Annotated in this window: 9 protein-coding genes; 5 read left to right on the plus strand and 4 right to left on the minus strand. The window is 52.8% G+C overall.

Annotation, left to right across the window (positions count from 1 at the left end):
* Positions 1-79: 79 nt before the first annotated feature.
* Positions 80-799, plus strand: a complete 720-nt coding sequence (locus ACR3ZL_RS00810) for a class I SAM-dependent DNA methyltransferase (RefSeq protein ID WP_473649781.1) — start codon at positions 80-82, stop codon at positions 797-799.
* 789 nt (positions 800-1,588) lie between these two features.
* Here ACR3ZL_RS00810 and ACR3ZL_RS00815 read toward each other — a convergent pair.
* Complete coding sequence (locus ACR3ZL_RS00815) at positions 1,589-2,881, minus strand: helix-turn-helix domain-containing protein (RefSeq protein ID WP_486173140.1); 1,293 nt, start codon at positions 2,879-2,881, stop codon at positions 1,589-1,591.
* 282 nt (positions 2,882-3,163) lie between these two features.
* Here ACR3ZL_RS00815 and ACR3ZL_RS00820 point away from each other — a divergent pair, with 282 nt between their 5' ends.
* Entirely contained in the window at positions 3,164-5,686 is a 2,523-nt protein-coding gene (locus ACR3ZL_RS00820) for an NACHT domain-containing protein (protein WP_473649779.1), read from the plus strand.
* Between the two features lie 92 nt (positions 5,687-5,778).
* Here ACR3ZL_RS00820 and ACR3ZL_RS00825 read toward each other — a convergent pair whose 3' ends face one another.
* The 3 genes from ACR3ZL_RS00825 to ACR3ZL_RS00835 all read right to left on the minus strand — a co-directional run bounded on the left by ACR3ZL_RS00825 (position 5,779) and on the right by ACR3ZL_RS00835 (position 9,720).
* Positions 5,779-7,068: a PQQ-binding-like beta-propeller repeat protein gene (locus ACR3ZL_RS00825; RefSeq protein ID WP_473653439.1), complete on the minus strand. Its 1,290-nt coding sequence runs from the start codon at positions 7,066-7,068 to the stop codon at positions 5,779-5,781.
* Positions 7,069-7,586: 518 nt separating this feature from the next.
* Positions 7,587-8,060 (minus strand): hypothetical protein, encoded by a 474-nt coding sequence (locus tag ACR3ZL_RS00830; RefSeq protein ID WP_473649778.1) that lies wholly within the window; start codon positions 8,058-8,060, stop codon positions 7,587-7,589.
* A 232-nt stretch (positions 8,061-8,292) separates the two neighbouring features.
* Positions 8,293-9,720 carry a malic enzyme-like NAD(P)-binding protein gene (locus ACR3ZL_RS00835; protein ID WP_473649777.1) on the minus strand — a complete coding sequence of 476 codons (1,428 nt, stop codon included), beginning with the start codon at positions 9,718-9,720 and terminating at the stop codon, positions 8,293-8,295.
* A gap of 249 nt (positions 9,721-9,969) precedes the next feature.
* Here ACR3ZL_RS00835 and ACR3ZL_RS00840 point away from each other — a divergent pair, with 249 nt between their 5' ends.
* From ACR3ZL_RS00840 to ACR3ZL_RS00850, 3 genes are all read left to right on the plus strand, one after another.
* On the plus strand, positions 9,970-11,409 hold the full coding sequence (locus ACR3ZL_RS00840; protein WP_473649776.1) for an O-antigen ligase family protein: 1,440 nt from the start codon (positions 9,970-9,972) through the stop codon (positions 11,407-11,409).
* Between the two features lie 2,910 nt (positions 11,410-14,319).
* Positions 14,320-15,282, plus strand: coding sequence for a deoxyhypusine synthase family protein (locus ACR3ZL_RS00845; RefSeq protein WP_473649775.1), 963 nt, complete (start codon positions 14,320-14,322; stop codon positions 15,280-15,282).
* Between the two features lie 126 nt (positions 15,283-15,408).
* A complete protein-coding gene (locus ACR3ZL_RS00850) occupies positions 15,409-16,491 on the plus strand; it encodes a c-type cytochrome domain-containing protein (protein ID WP_473649774.1) in 1,083 nt (360 codons plus the stop codon).
* The last annotated feature ends 88 nt before the right edge of the window (positions 16,492-16,579 follow it).

A 16,579-nucleotide genomic window follows, 5' to 3' on the forward strand; every position in this document is an offset into this window, starting at 1 on the left:
TCGAGCAGAGTTCTAGGAAAGCTGCTTGGTCATCATTCGTCTTCACCCCTTTTATCCCATCTATGGAAAGAGTCTTTCAATGACTGTCTACCGCTGGAAGAACTATGATCGTTACAAGTCCGAGGTGAACCAAGTGCGAGAGTACTACGATGCTGTTCACCGATGTCACCGATTGGCGTTGGAAAGTCTTCTTTCCGATCAAGCGGATTGCGCCTTGGACATCGCCTGTGGTCACGGCGAATCCACTTGCATCCTTGAACCGTTTGCTAAGTCCATCGTGGGAGTCGACAGTTCAGAGGACTTGATCGACATTGCCAAACAACAGAACAAGCATGCTGATACGAATTACATCTGCACGCCGTTCAACGAGTTTCAAGCTCCTGAACAATCCTTCGATATCATCAGTTCAGCTTGGTATCTCAACCATGTCTTGACGATTGAAGAACTAGAAAAGGCGATCGACAAGGTAGCTCGACTACTGAAGCGTGGCGGCGGAATTGCGTTCGTCGTCCCGGGTAGTTCGTTCACCACACAGCGAATTCAGGAAATTGCGCGTCGTGACTTCCAGTGGCGTCAAGCTTGGACTCATGAACGTCCTGAATCTACCGAAGGTGTCTTTTCATTCGATGGCAACTGGATTCAAACTCGCGTCTGGCAACCGTTCTTTTTGATGAAGTTCATGAGCGAGTGGTTTGACATTCATGCCTGGGACGTTAAAGGCACGTTGGTCACCGAAGGTTTGCTGCAAAACCTAGTTTGCGAGCCACCTTTTGAGGTTCTTTATGGGTATCGTCGATGATCGGCTGCGAAGCGGAGATCGCGGACATCGGTAACCATCAACTATCTTACGCCGCCGGTTCCACATCGTTGGACCCTCGCGGCTTCCGAGTTCTTGGGGGTGGTGACCAAAGCCGTTTGCTTGAGCTACTTCAGGTTTTCCCCGATCTGCAGAAGTATCTCAATGCGAATTCGCTTTTGGTCAGTGCGTATCCTGCGGCACTTGGGCTGCAAGGGACGCTACCGTTTGTCGATACGTACCTGCATCCACCCGCCTTCATACGAGCGATGAGACTGGCCGCGAATCTGCATCGCTCGGTCGTGTTCGCGGCGCAACCACTTGCTGCCGCCGAGCTGGTTCTCAAGATGCTGGCGAACGACTTAGAAATCCCTGAGAAGATCTTGCTGGCGTGTGGTGGCTACTACTTCCCTCAAAGCCTGGAAGCTACTCTTCGAACGCTGCTGAATCGACGAGGAATCGATTTTGACGTTCTGCAATGCTTTGGGGTCGCCGAAATCGGGCATACCTGTTTTGCAGCGACCCAGCGGTTTCAATCTGGTTTGCCACAGTATCGCTTGGTCGCTCAAGATGTGCAGGCAACGATCCGTCGTCGTGATGGAGAGCTGATCCTATCGCGGCAAGATCAAAGCTTGTGTACAGGTGATCAAGCCGAGTGTACTGATGGGATCTGGAAGATTCAAAATCGCAAGAATCGCACCTCGCCAAACGTCATTCGTTTGCTCGAGCAATGGTCCGTTCATAGTTGGATACGCCGGACGGGTTATCTGCGTTATCGAGACAACCAAATCTTTATCCAGCTTCGTGAAGGGATTCAGAAAAGGGACGCAAACGAGGTTCCTTTCCATCAATTCCACGAACAGTTTGGCGGTTCGTTGATGACAAAGCCGATTTGGAGTGAGGACCACTCGCCGCAACCTCGGAAGCCAACAACTCTCCTGAAGTTGGCTCAGACCCCGCTTCCGAAGAAGCACCTGGGGCGGACAGCACGGGCCACCCCGATAGCCGCTGCGTCAATTGGGACAAACGGCCAGCCCGCGGCGTCTGTCCGGAGTATCGCGCTGAAAGTGTCAGGTTCTTCAACAGCGAAAGCGTATTCGTGATCACTCGCCGACGGCTTCGCCCGGCAAGCCGGGATAGTGAATAAGACTTCACTAAGTGGGCGAAGTGCGCCGTCGTGGATGAAGTGATGTATTCGTTTGTCGGAAGCTGTTCCTGAACGGAAAACGTACACAATGGATAGTTGTACGTTGGCATCACGCACCCCGTTGTCTGGAAGCCGGACGACAGCAAGCGTTTCATATTCAGCGGGCTTGCGCCAAAGGACACCATCCGGAACGTATCGGCCACCGGCGAAATCGAATGCGACGCAATTTGGCATAGAACAACGTATGACAATTGGGCGCTGACTTTATGCCAAGCGGGGTTCCCTGTCCCGGTGAACTCGACCACTGAATCCAGCACGATGTTCTGGCTTTGGTCCACGATATCCTCGGCCCTTATATCCATGAACGTAATTTCACCGTTCTGGAGTCGCTCAAAAGCATCGTCGGTGACGGGTAGAACCACACTGGCTCCGTAAATCGTGTCACCTTCAGTGGCCATTTGAATAGCTGACGGCAACCGGTTCCATATCTCTAAGTACCGATCGAGATAATCCTCCATCGCGTCACTAAGTAATTCTTCAGCGGCCCCAAACACGTTTTGCTTGTCGTAGGACTGCGTTCCATCGAGATGCACTTTCCAGCTCTCTCGCATCTCACGAATCACCGCTATCGCTTGCTCTCGACTATCACAAATCGATTCAGCCCCAGGTACAACACGCTGTTGGATAAATTTGGAAAGCGACCAGGGAAGTGAGTCAAAACGATCGTTCTTTATCGCATCGTCATCACAAATCGCTTCCTCAACATCGAGCTCAAGCACGCTGGCGATTCGTTTGATCGTCTGCAACGTTACCTGTTCTTTTCCACCCTCGACAAACTGAATCGTGCGAACAGCCAAATCAGCCCGCGCCGCAAGATGAACCTGAGACAGGCCAAGTTGCTTGCGTTTTGCGCGTACCTTGTAGCTTCCGCGTGGCATATTGATCTAACCTCTACAACGAACTTCTAACAAATGAACTGTTTTGCGCATCATTTGCGCACAAGATCTTAAACGAATGGCTAATCTTGCTTGCCTGGTCGGATGGGATGCGATGCTTTGGTGACCGTTGGCTGTAGTGGGCAATGGAAATCTAAGGGGCACCATCGCAAACCACCGGCCAGGTTTTTTCGTTTGATCAACGCTCGTCTTTTGACTAGCAATGTGCGCAAATCGCATCGCTGCAGTGTCGCCTTGCCTTGAGCCAAAATGCGGTCGGAGTAAATGAAAATGGAATCCCAGGAGGGGGGGCAACCAATACTTCAGCACGTCCCAGGTATGGAACTTTGGGTCAGTATACTCGCTAGCGAGAAGGGCTGGACTCATCTTAATGCGGCTGTGCCCGGTGATTTTGCTCAAGCAATCACACCGGCTTTCTTTCACCGCAAAATTTCACCCATCCAGGGTCGGATTTCACAAGCAGACCCATCCACTGAACAGGCGTCGACAATCACCAGCCTATTCGGTGATCACTCTCGCGAAACAATACCCCTGGAGAGTCTGCTCGAACAGCCTGAATTTCGGGTCATCCTGCTAGGGGAAACTGGAAGCGGCAAAACCTCTGCTTTACGTTGGTTAGCTTCCCAAACCATCAATCAAAAGTTTGCGGACTATCAACTACCGATCGCCGTCAATCTTGCCGACTACGCGGGCGAGGTAGCGAAACGCCCCTCTTGCTCGCTACTAGAATACTTTTTTCTAAGCCTCGGAGCCTCTTCGCTCGACTGCCGAGACTCAGCAGACCAGCTTCGCCAACACGCAGATCAATCGGCGAACATTTTGCTGTTACTGGACGATTGGCACCAAGTTCCGATGAGCTATCGCGAACTGGTGCAAGAGCGTGTGGTCAATGAAGCCAATCGCATGTCAACGATACTTGCGACGCGGCCACATCACGTTTTGCCTGATCTTTCCCAGCACGGATCCACGACCGTCTTCCAGCTCTGCAAGCTAGATGGTGCCGAGACGCAAGAGTTAACGATCAAGACTTTGGTTCAGCGTTTCGGAATTCAGCGTGCCGCCGCCAAACGCCTTGCGGACCAGTCGCACGCTCAGCGAAAGGCACTGCCCAGTGACCCGTCTTGGATTATCCAGCATGCCTTCATTCTGGCCAATCAACATCCACACCACCCCCATCATCAAAAGACCAACATCTTTCGCCAACTCGTGCGTTGGGACCAGCAACTGATTTCCCAACATGATGGCGAATCAGGGTCTTCCACGCTCCAGCACACAGCCGTGTTAGCAGAACTGGCGGCTGAAATGCTCTTCGCGGCAACACGTCCCCGCCGTCGCTTCTTTGCCGATGAACTGGAACAAATTGCCTACCGCCATAAGTGCTTATCGAAGACCCTTTTGGAAAGCCGGCTCATTCAAAAGAGCAACCCAATTTTGGAGGAGTTTGAATTCACCAGCGACTCGTTCTTGGTCTATCTAGCGGCCGTTGATCTTGCCGGACCGGCGAAGCATCCATGGTGCGAAGAACGATTCGACGCCGCGATCACGTCTCCGTTACGTTTCGAGGCATTGCTGCATTACGCTGCAATCAAGCGTTCCGAACACCCGCGGATTCGTGAACATGCTGAACGATGGTCGTCGCAAATCGATGAAGGAAAAGTCATCCTACTGCGATTGGCTCGTTTGTCGAAAGTCACCGCCTGGGGTGAAAATCGACGCGACCATTGGGCTCGATCGATTCAATTGCACTTACAATCCGCCTACGATCACGCAACCGACGAGTCCTTCAAGCAGTCATGCTCGGTACTACTAGGTCACAACGATTCAGCATGTCAGGAAAGATTCGTCAATGCGAATTCGATCCAAGGGGGTTCTATTGATGACCGCGAACTTCGTATTCGTCGTCAAAATTTGAAACACTGGATCGGTGAATGCCTCCGTTCGACCAAAGAAACGATTGGACGAGCCAATGCTGCGATGTTGGCGACAACGCCGCTGGAACATTATTCCGCGTCTGAACTAAAGCAACTAATCGATTCGGAACTCACGCCGTTGATTATCCAGCTTTGGTCACAATTCACATGGGCCCCTTTACAGTGGGAAGCGCGACCTCTGCGTCTATTGGCGCACTTGGTCATGGCGATCCCAACTACTTCCCATGGCATCTACCTATCACAAGGAATTGATGCTTTGGAACTGGCGGTCGAAGACCTAGCTGGCAATCAGCAACTGACCCGGTGGGAACGTCTCACCGAAGTCATGATCCAGTGCGGGCTTCCGATGGAACCGGAACGCGTCCTACGTTTCGCTGACGAGAACGCTACCGCTCGAAAGACATTAGTGGCTACCACACGGAAGCTCGATTGGCTCTGGATTGGGCAACAGTTGTTCGATAACGATGGAAATCTGATTGCGTCGCTGGAGGATCAGTCCAACTCGCTTACCCCGCTCTCGACACCTCAGTCGATCGCTGAAATCGCACAAGAATTGCCTCCACGACAACGAAGTGACTTCTTGAGCTATTGGCATATGATCGCGCGGGGAGGCGATGACTATCTATCCAACGATCGCGAATCGATCTATCGAGATATTTGCGCCGTCCTTGAATCGGATACGAACACCTCATTGAGTGAACAGCTGGCTGCATGCTACCGAGGCGGCACACCACCGGCATTCACAACGTGGCGAAAGAACCTTGCTCGAGTAGTTCAGCGGTGCGAAACCCGTCCCCATTTGATGGCTCATCTGCACCGTATCGGACTAGGCAACTACCGCAAGAAACCACGGTGACCGCATGCCAGTCATGCTAGTGTCGCCTCGGTAAAGCTTTCGCTGGTGATAACCGCACAAAGTTGCTGGTATCGATCGATCCGGTTCGTCGACTACTTTGATTCGAACCGATAAACCGCCGCGTCGGTACGCAGGATCAACGCGTCATTAACAACCGCGGGCGAAGCCATAATCTGACCGTCTACCTGATTGGTCTTGATGATCTTCGCTTCTTGCCCCGGCGTCATCACGAACACTTCACCTTCGTGATTTCCGAAATACAGATGCCCACCCGCCAAGATCGGCGAAGCGGAAAACTTTCCGCCCAGTCGCTTCTTCCAAACTTGGGCTCCATCTACACAATCAAAACAAGACGCGACCCCGTTATCATCAACCACATAGATCAGTCCATCATGAATCAGTGGTGAAGGCTTTGCAGGAACACCTTTCTTGACCGTCCACACAACATGAGAATCGGTCACATCGCCAGCGCCGTCAATGTTCACCGCCCAAAGCTGTGACGAACCAAAACCGGTAGCGAAGAAAATCACGTCACCCGAGACCACTGGCCGCGGCACGACAGAAAATCCCTTGCCGTGATGCAATCGCCAAAACTCTTCTCCGGTTTCGCTATCGTACGAAACCATCCACTGCGATCCCATGCAAAGCAATTGCTCGCGACCGTTGGAATCCGTTGTGACGACGGGCGTGCAGTACGCCTTCTTTTGATCGCCGGTGGGTGCTTCCATCGGAGGGCGATCGGTTTCCCAAAGCGTCTTTCCAGTCGCTTTGTCCAATGCCACCACATATTGCCGGTCCATGCCGTCCTGGATCAGGATCAAGCGATCTCCGTGAACGAACGGCGAGCTTCCCGGTCCGACCGCATGTTGCAGTGGCAACGCGCGTTGCCAAGCGATTTCACCACTCGCTCGATTAACCGCAAAGGTCCCGAATGTGCCAAAATGACAATACAAGTGATCGCCATCGATTACCGGTGTTGGTGAGGCATAGCTATTAAGTGAATGGATTGCATCGGGTTGCTCAATCGCGGCCAGATCGATCGTTTGCAGCAACTTCCCGGTACTGAGATCGACGGAAAGCACCTTCAGCTCGATCGATTTCGCGATCGCCAATTGCTTGAACTGCTTTTCCGTGTTGTCGGTTTGCTTCAAAAGTTCGAGGCGTTCGGTTTCGTTGGGCAATCGCTCGATCGCCGTGGTTAACCAAATCACACCATCTTGAACCACCGGAGAAGACCAACCTTTGCCAGGCAGCAACGTCTTCCAAACCTGATTTTCGTCTTCACCAAATTCAGTCGGTGGCGTTTGTTCCAACGCGGTCCCATCACCGTGCGGCCCCCGGAATTCAGGCCAAGAGTCGGAACCGACCGCACTGTCATGCATCGACACAACAACGCAAGCGGCCACAACCACACTTAGGATTAACTGGTGCGGTCGGTAGTGAACAAACCAACTTGTCGTTTGAAGCATGGGGACTGATTGAGATATGGAACTAAGGAACCCGCGAATTTGCCTCGCCATCATAGCCCAAATGACACTCGAATGGCTGAAACGCGAATTCACGCAACAAACTCATCTTAATCGACGTGGCCTATTCCCAATTTCCCTGACCTGGGTCGCCATCGCCCTTGAAACCTGGGCGATGCCGTCATCTCTTCAGGCACCGCGTCTTAGTCAAAAGAATTGCGGCTAGCATCCCAAAAGAGACGCACTGGCGCGGAGAATGGATAGCCGCACGACACGCGATGCGGACTTACGAAGAAGACAAGCCCATGATGTCAGTCATCAGAGGGCCGTCGACATAATTGCTTGCGTTACTAGCTCGAGTTACCAAACCCAGTTGACATACCCGTGGCGCAAGCAAGGAATCTTCTGTTGCTGCAGCGATCGGGGAAACCGCACTAGCGGGTTTGTTGTTGCCACGGTGGTGGCATTTCGGTCCATCGAGGAGCAGGTTGCTGGCTTTGGGCCGGTGGTGGGTAGTTCGAATTATAGGTCGGTTGGCTACCGTACTGGCTCGGGTCGCCGTATTGAGGCTGTTGACCGTACTGAGGCTGCTGCTGCGGATATCCGTTTTGTGGATAGTTCGCGGGACCTGCGTAGCCAGCACCTTGAACAGGGTTCTGCATGGGTGCAGCTTGCGGTGGCCAGTTACCCGCATTCGGGTTGTAGCCGGCCTGTTGCTGATTCGCGAGTTGCTCTTGCTCTCGCTTGTCGAGAATGTCCCGGCCCTTGTCGATCGCCTGACGAGCGTCGCTGCGGATCTCAGTTTTGTTGATCTCGATGCGCGTGCGGTCGCCGTCTCGCTCGATCGTAAACCAACCGGCCATGAATGCGCCGCCGATGGCTAATCCCAATAAAAGCAGAGTCCGCATGGCTCATCCTTGAGTGCAAGTAGTCGAATGCTGGGCGATCGAATCAATCGACAAATCCGTTCATCCGTGAAACAGAGACCGAATCATAGAAAATTCGCCAAAAAACAAAAGGTCAATTATTCCGTTGATATCGGCACAATCATCACCGACAAACACTCAAAAAGGTGGTTTTTGTTCAGTGATGCGTGCCGCACACTCTCGATATCGTCCGCTGAAATACTTTTCCAAGTAACTAGCTTAAGTCGAAGGTCGATTTGGTTTTACGGCGAGCAACGCCCGTTGCGATCGCGGCTTCCGCAACAGCTTTGGCGACTACGGTAGCGACGCGGCGATCGAAAACACTGGGGATGATGTAGTCATCCAGTAAATCATCTTCAGGAATGACAGCGGCGATCGCTTCGGCCGCAGCAAGCTTCATTTCGTCATTGACGGTGGAAGCACGCACGTTCAACACACCGCGGAACAATCCGGGAAAGCACAAAACGTTGTTGATCTGGTTTGGGAAATCGCTTCGACCGGTCGCCATGATACGCACGTGCTCGGTTGCCAATCGTGGGTCAATTTCTGGATCGGGGTTCGCCAACGCAAACACGATCGGATCTTTTGCCATCATCGCGATGTCGTCCAGTGTCAAAACATTCGCAGCGGACACACCGATAAATACATCGGCGCCCGCGATTGCGGTGCTAAGGGGTCCGGCAACCTTTTCGGGGTTCGTGTTTTCGGCAAGCCATTGCTTGATCGAATCCGCCTCCGGTTCGTCCGCATGCAACGCACCGTTCCGATCACACGCGATGATATTGGTTGCGCCGGAGATCATCAGCAATTTGCAAATGGCTGTTCCCGCCGCACCAGCCCCATTGATCACAATCCGGATGTCAGCGAGCTGTTTGCCAACTTGCTTCAGTGCGTTCATCAAACCTGCCAGAACCACGATGGCGGTTCCATGTTGGTCATCATGAAAAACGGGGATCTCCAACTCTTTGTCGAGACGTTGTTCAATCTCGATACAGCGAGGAGCTGAGATGTCTTCTAGGTTGATCCCGCCAAATGTCGGCGCAAGTTGACGAACCGTTTCGATGATTTGCTCAGTGTCTTGGGTATCCAAGCAGATTGGAAACGCATCGACCCCGGCGAACTCCTTAAACAACATCGCCTTCCCTTCCATGACCGGCATCGCCGCTCGTGGACCAATGTTGCCCAATCCCAAAACCGCGGACCCATCACTGACGACAGCCACGGTGTTTTGACGGATGGTCAGGGCGAACGAAGCATCGGGATCCTCGGCGATTGAGCGACAAACTCGCGCGACTCCAGGGGTATAGGCCATCGACAAATCGTCTCGCGTTTTGATCGGCGTCTTCGGCAAGACTTCGATCTTGCCGCCCAAGTGCATCAAAAACACACGGTCCGATACGTGGACGACATCCACGCCTTCCACTTTCCGCAGATGTTCAACAATCCGCTTGCCGTGATCAACATCGGTAGCATTCACGGTGAAGTCACGTGAAATGGCATTGTTGGCGATGCCTACGATGTCGACCGCTCCGATCGCCCCATCGGCTTCGCCGATGGCCGTCGTAATCCGTCCCATCGCACCAGGCGAATCGGGATAACGCAGGCGGATGGTCAGGGCGTAGGTCGGACTTTGCTGGGACATAACTGGACCGGCATTGGTGTAAGGCTCAAGGACGCATCGTCACGAGACGGCGTCAACAAGAGGGGTTTTACCATGAAGACCGAAAAGACACATCAGGGAGAGAAAGGCACATGTCTCGGGCACCATTGGAATCGCCAGCATCCACCTGCGTCAGACTCATGACTCATCCGTAGAGCTCAAAATGCCGGAAAATCTACCCTTAATCCGTTTTCGAGCCGTCATGTTCGAAACGCTGACCTAGGTTTGGGCATGTTCTGGATTGCCATACTTTTTCTGTTTGCGGCCTTGCCGTGGATGCTTCCGATCGCCGCTCAGGTTCGCCCGCTAACCGCTGCGATCGGTGTGTTGGTACTGGGCACCGTATTGGGACCAGCATTCTTTGCCGTTAACGGACCAATCCAACTCAGCCTAGACCGTATCGTCTGGGCCGGATTGATGTTGATCGCCGCCATGCGACTAACACGTGGGAACGCAAAACTTGGGCCGCTGAACCGATTCGATATCGTTGTGATCGGTTTGGTTGCCTGGACGCTATTAAGTTGCATTCGATTTGGTATGACCAACATCGACCCACCACCAATTGCAAGGTGGTTGTTCTATCTGGCGATCCCCTGCAGCATGTATCTCGCTATGAGAATTCGCCAACCGGGCGACGAGAAATTGCTGCCACAAACGATTCACTGGCTGTCCAACGCCATTCTGGTATTGGGGGTCTATCTATCGATCACGGCCGTATTCGAAATGCTCGACGTCCGTGCGCTGGTCTTCCCTCGGTACATTAGCGATCCCAAAATCTGGGAGTTTTTTGGTCGTGGTCGCGGCCCGTTGCTGAACCCCGCCGGCAATGGCATCTTGATGACGCTGTTCTTAAGCGTGTGTGTGGCGAGATTTTTTAATTCGTCGCGACATGGCAAAGCGTTCTATGCCGTTCTCGCACTGGTCGCGTTGGCTGGCTGCTACTCGACGCTTACCCGAAGCGTTTGGATGGGTGCCGCTCTAACCTTGGCACTGTTGGGCATTCTTTATGTTCCTGTCCGAATCCGAGTGCTGGCGTTAATCGGAACGCTGATTCTAGGTGGCGTGATGACGACCGGATTGAAAGAACAAATCCTATCAATCAAGCGGGACAAAGCACTTAGCGCCGCCGAAGCCGCCAAGAGTGTCGAACTGCGTCCCTTATTGGCCGTTGTCGCTTGGGAAATGTTCCGTGACAAACCGCTGACTGGCCATGGATACGGACAATACCTCCGCGCGGCCGAACCTTACCACTCCATCCGGCATCACGGGATTCCGCTAGAAACCGTCCGACCGTATGTACAACACAACGTTTTCCTAGCCGTTTTAGTTGACCTTGGCTTGGTCGGCTTGGCCTTTTATGCGTTGTTTTTGATCTCGCTATTTTGCATCACTTGGCGATTGTGTTGCCAGCACGAGAACGGTTCTCCGCAGCGCACCCTCGGGATGATGATGATGGGCTTGCTATGCAGCTACATTGCTAACGGGATGTTCCACGATGTTGCGGTTATCGAGATGATCCACATGTACTTGTTCGCCTTCGCCGGGCTCACAATGACAGTGACTCTTCAGACTTCGCCACAGGCCATTCGTCAGGCACACGCACATCGGCGTAGTGCCGATTTGGTTTCATTCGGAGGCCGTTCCCCAGCCAACGCCGCAACCAGCGTCTAGCTGTTTTGGCGACACCACTGTCCAAGCCGTCTGGTGAATGCCAGATATTGTTGAACGAAGCAAGCTGCTGCAGTTCACTTGCATCGACAAAGTCGTCTTTGATTTCTAAGTCCAATTCGATCGACGAATCCACCTTCAGCTCAACTAGCGATGGTAATTGAGATAGGACCTGCAAGGCTTCGGCGGTCAATGGACAGTCTTGGACCGATACGGTTCGCAGCTTCCCACAATCCGCAACACACTTCAGTGTTTGCTCGCCGATTTGTGTTCCATCGAGCTTAACCCAAAGCAAGGAATCAATCGCACCCAATGGAGCCGTGTGACTATCGTCTAGCAACCGAACCTCACCCGCGTGGTCCCGAACACGAGCGCCACTGAGATCGACTGCAATCAAATACTTGGACGACGGTAGGCTTGCGATCTGTTCTTGACTGATTTCACAATTTGGCATGTACAGCGTTTGCAATCGAGTACATTCGCGAATGACCTTGATATTTTGGTCGTCAATCTTGTTGTTGCGAACACAAAAGCATCGGATGCCTTCAACACCTGCGACATGGGAATCTTCAGGTATGGCACCGTTGATGATCAGGCTTTGCAGATTGGGGACGTTATCGATCCAGAGTTCTTGAAGGTCATTGGTCAAGTGAAGCTTGGTATGCAGCCGAGGAAGACCTTCCAGACGCAGCTTTGATACACCCAATGCGCCGTTTCCAAAGGCCGATACCAAATGAGGCTGATTAACGATGGAAATCGAATTAACGTTGGACCAATCTAGCTCCAACTGTTCCCACTTGTTTCCATTCGAAAGCAGGCTTTCCGCGGTGGCATCGGACAAACGAGCGGTAGGCGCTTTCAAACGCACCAGCGATGGCAGGTCGGCTAGCTCCTTAACCTGATTAGGAAACGCCCGGCAGTGCGAAAGAGATAACTCTTCCAAAAATGCCATTCGCTTCCATGCAGATAGGTTCACACCACGAAGATCCAACCTTTCCAACTTGATCGAATTCAGCGGCAATTCCTCTTCCAGCCAACGCCAAACAGGGCTCAACGCCACTGCTTCCTGTCGCTCCAACACCACATCGACCGTTCCCAACCGATGGAGTGGCGGTTGGCTGAGTTGCAATGATCGCAACTTAGGACAACCTTCGACTTGCCAGCCTTCAGGAGCGTAAACGGTCGCATTCAACGCTGCCAAACTCGCTGCGTTCTGAATTTCCAGACTACGAAACCACGGCGCGGAAGCAGATATCGAAGAGGTGTTAGATCGACGAGAACGATGCGCAGTTTCAATTTGTGCCAAACGTGGAACGTCCACCAGTGTCAATCCAATCGGACGATAACTCGGAACCCGAAGGGATGTTAACGAGGGCATATTTCGCACACTAATCGACACATCACCGTATCCTCTTCGCGGTACCGTGATTTGCAACTCTTCGAGTTGCAGCAGATTCTCAATCGCAAAGCCAGGGGAGCCATCCGCCAACAACTCCAACTCAAGAACACGCAACTGCGACAAAGCATTCTTATTCAGATCCAAGCGTTGTTGTGGAACGCCTTTGATTCGAAGTGTATGTAAGCTTTTGTTTTTGCTGAAATCAAACTTACCGTCGCTGGTCGTTGTAGTAGCCACAACGGATTCATCTAGCTTGGACGCTCTCTCGCTTGATTCAAAAGTGAGATCGAGCACCTCAACCGCCGGCATGTATCGCAAGTTTCCTTGAACCGACTCAACCGAAGAAATCTCTCGCCAGATCAAAGTGTGTAACAACGGAAGCGACAGCATTTGATCCCGCTGGACCGGTGGCAGGTCTCCCGCTATGCCAACGGACTGCAGACTTGGGTAGTCCTCAAACTCAAAAGGCTGCGAAGCGCCAGTGAATTTGTCGCCAACGCTTAGATCGATGCTATAGGCATGAGTCCAAGGCAATTGGACTGCTTTAGGAAGCCATCTAAAGGACGGTGAATTGACCGAACAAACGGACACTGTTCGTCCAGCCTGGCTCAGTGCCAAAGAACTTCGGTAAGCCGATACCCAGTAACCAGCAATACAACCTACCAGGATCAACAACGACGCAGCCGAAACGAAATAGACTTGGCGTCCGCTCGGACCGGAATACTGATCCCGATACGCCAACGACATCACCCCACCAATCAACACCGTCGCGGCAAAGACGTCCAACAACCAAACCCAACCAATCCAATGATGGCGAGTACCGAGTTGGTGACTTTGGATGTGGACTGCATCGAAAGGAAAACCCGCAACCGACCACTGAACCTTGCTCGGTGAATCGTCACTGGATAACGTCGCGTCACCGGCCTGCCGGTTGGATAAATCCAGGGCGTTTCGTTCGACCTGGTTGCGACGCCAATCCAGATCCGCGTTGGTCCGAGGCACCCAACCGGAATGAATCTGCACAACCTGGCGAGGTGTGCACAGGTAGCCGATGACCGCTAGAAGCATCAATCCGCACAAAACACTGCGTAGCATTCGCCGTTGTTGCAACGTGAGATTCAAGACAACTTTCCTTCCAAGTTCGGCGACTTTGTTCGGTAGTGACCTGCCTCTACCGACTTGTTCCAATGCGCCCTGACTACAAAAGTTTCGAAAACACTCGCAAAACACCTGTTTTCCCTCGTATCCCCTGACCTTCCCCCCGACCGGGGTAAGACATTCCGGATGGGATCGACGTTGGCAGGCCCAATTGTCAAACTTTGGGCATCAAGATGGCCGCATGATGCCCCGGCCATCATCTGCCCCAATCACCCGCTTTCGTCGATTCCCTGTAGATTTTTGTCCATGCCTCTAGCTTTCCAGCCGGCTTGAACCTCAGTCTCCGAAAACTCCGATATTCCATTTCAAAACACCTCCATCCAATACTTCCTGATCTCCACCTACGAAGTCTTTCTATGAACGTCACCGATTTCCTGGAAACGCATTTCCGCCACTTCAACGCTCGCGAACTACGTGACGCAGCTCGCTCGTTCGGTCAATTTGTGGACGACGGCGGCAAGATGATGGTCACCCTTGCCGGAGCGATGAGCACCGGCGAGCTTGGCTTGTCGTTGGCTGAAATGATTCGCCAAGGAAAGGTCCACGCCGTCACATGCACCGCGGCAAACTTGGAAGAAGACCTCTTCAATCTTGTCGCTCACGACGAATACAAAACGATCCAAGACTGGCGAGCCTTGTCCGTCGACGACGAAGTCAAGCTCCGCGACGCGGGTTTCAATCGTGTCACGGACACCTGCATTCCAGAAACCGTCATGCGTCACTTGGAACATCGTCTTACCGCACTTTGGATCAAGAAAGCCGATGATGCCGATAGCTGGATGCCGGCTGAGTTCATGTTCGCCTTGCTGGACGATCCTGGGTTTACCGAACACTTCCAAGTGCCCCGCGAAAATAGCTGGGTAGCGGCCGCCAAAGATGCTGGCATTCCGATCTACACTCCCGGCGTTGAAGATTCGACACTTGGCAACATTTACGCCGCCCGTGTTTTCGATGGCACGGTTCCGAATCACACGGCAATCGCGACCGGCACCGAACAAATGGAAAAGCTGATTGGTTGGTACGAAAAGACCAGCCAGGATGCTTCGATCGGAATGTTCCAAATCGGCGGCGGCATCGCTGGCGATTTCCCAATCTGCGTCGTCCCACTGCTAAAACAAGATCTACAAAAAGACGTTCGATTGTGGGGCTACTTCTGTCAAATCAGCGATGCTGTAACCAGTTACGGTGGTTACAGCGGCGCGGTGCCAAACGAAAAAATCACTTGGTACAAGCTGGATCCGGAATCTCCCAAATTCATGATTCAAAGCGATGCGTCGATCTGCGCCCCGTTGATCTTCGCACACGTTCTGGGTTGGTAATACCATCTAAAACGCCACGTAGCTTGAACTTGGATGTGATTAGGGAATCTTTGTACAATCTTATTCCCGCCATCACCCATCTTCTCGCGCACGCCCGCCTAGCCTATCCCCACCTGAGAATCCCACATGATGAATCGTCATACTTCGTTCCGCATCCTGACCTACTTTTCGATCTTGATGATTGCCTTTGCACAGCAATCCCAAGGTGAATCGGAAGCCGATGCGATTGTGGAAATTATCGAGCCCAGCACACCACGGATGGCATTGGATGAAGAAGGCCGTCTGGTCAGCTTTGAACGCGATATCGCACCCATCTTTCGCCAACACTGTTTGAAATGCCACGGTCCTGACGAAGCGAAGAACGATTTTCGTGTCGATGATCCGGAATTAGTCGCTGACTACCTTGAGGCGGAAGACGCCGAAGCCAGCATGTTGTTTACGGATTACCTTGTGACCGACGATGACGACATGCTGATGCCGCCGCGCAGCCATGGTGGACCGCTCAGTGCCGGCGAACTTGCGTTAGTTCAGTTGTGGATCAACGAAGGAGCCGATTGGCCTGAAGACGCAATGCTGGACGGATCTGGGGCTCCGATTCCTGCAATCGAAGGTAGCGACCTCGCCGACATGAGTTTGCTCGGTCGCGTTTGGTCGTTCCAAGGATTCTTGCACCCCGCTACCGTCCACTTCCCGATCGCGTTGTTGCTGATCGGCGGACTGTTTGTCGTGCTGGGTGTGAAGTGGCCAGCCATCGGAACGCAAATCCCACTGGCTTGCTTATTGATCGGGGCGGCTTCCTCGATCGCTGCAACCATGATGGGATGGTCATTCAGTGTCGAGAAGGGCTATGGATCTTGGAACCGTTTCGACTTGGACTCCGAGATTTTCTGGCATCGCTGGTCCGCAATCGTCGTCACGGTGCTCTCCACTGTCTTCGCCATCATTGCATTGCTGTCGTTGCGAAGCGATTCAACCGATCCCGATTCGAACCGCCCATCAAAACTGACTTCAACTTGGAAGATCGGCTTGCTAGTTGTCGCCGCTCTTGTCGGTGCGGTCGGCCACCAAGGTGGCGAAATGACTTACGGCAAAGACTTCTATCCCAAGGCGTTTCGAATTCTATTAGGCACGCCAGAAACCGAAGCATCCGTCGAAGCCACCGAAGCAATCACCGACGTCCCCACGGAACTTGAAACGGTAAGCTCATGAGCATCGCTATGGGCTGATCGAATCGGCTGAGTCAGTTCAAGGCTGGGTCAATCTCATCGCCCAGGTTGATCCAGTCTCGTTGAAACCG

Source organism: Rhodopirellula sp. J20-39 (assembly GCF_057365095.1).

Excerpts from the sequence above, each read along its gene's own strand:
- ACR3ZL_RS00815 (WP_486173140.1), bottom strand. The coding sequence starts at position 2,881 with ATGCCACGCGGAAGCTACAAGGTACGCGCAAAACGCAAGCAACTTGGC.
- ACR3ZL_RS00835 (WP_473649777.1), bottom strand. The coding sequence starts at position 9,720 with ATGTCCCAGCAAAGTCCGACCTACGCCCTGACCATCCGCCTGCGTTAT.
- ACR3ZL_RS00810 (WP_473649781.1), top strand. The coding sequence starts at position 80 with ATGACTGTCTACCGCTGGAAGAACTATGATCGTTACAAGTCCGAGGTG.
- ACR3ZL_RS00840 (WP_473649776.1), top strand. The coding sequence starts at position 9,970 with ATGTTCTGGATTGCCATACTTTTTCTGTTTGCGGCCTTGCCGTGGATG.
- ACR3ZL_RS00820 (WP_473649779.1), top strand. The coding sequence starts at position 3,164 with ATGAAAATGGAATCCCAGGAGGGGGGGCAACCAATACTTCAGCACGTC.
- ACR3ZL_RS00845 (WP_473649775.1), top strand. The coding sequence starts at position 14,320 with ATGAACGTCACCGATTTCCTGGAAACGCATTTCCGCCACTTCAACGCT.
- ACR3ZL_RS00825 (WP_473653439.1), bottom strand. The coding sequence starts at position 7,068 with ATGCATGACAGTGCGGTCGGTTCCGACTCTTGGCCTGAATTCCGGGGG.
- ACR3ZL_RS00830 (WP_473649778.1), bottom strand. The coding sequence starts at position 8,060 with ATGCGGACTCTGCTTTTATTGGGATTAGCCATCGGCGGCGCATTCATG.
- ACR3ZL_RS00850 (WP_473649774.1), top strand. The coding sequence starts at position 15,409 with ATGATGAATCGTCATACTTCGTTCCGCATCCTGACCTACTTTTCGATC.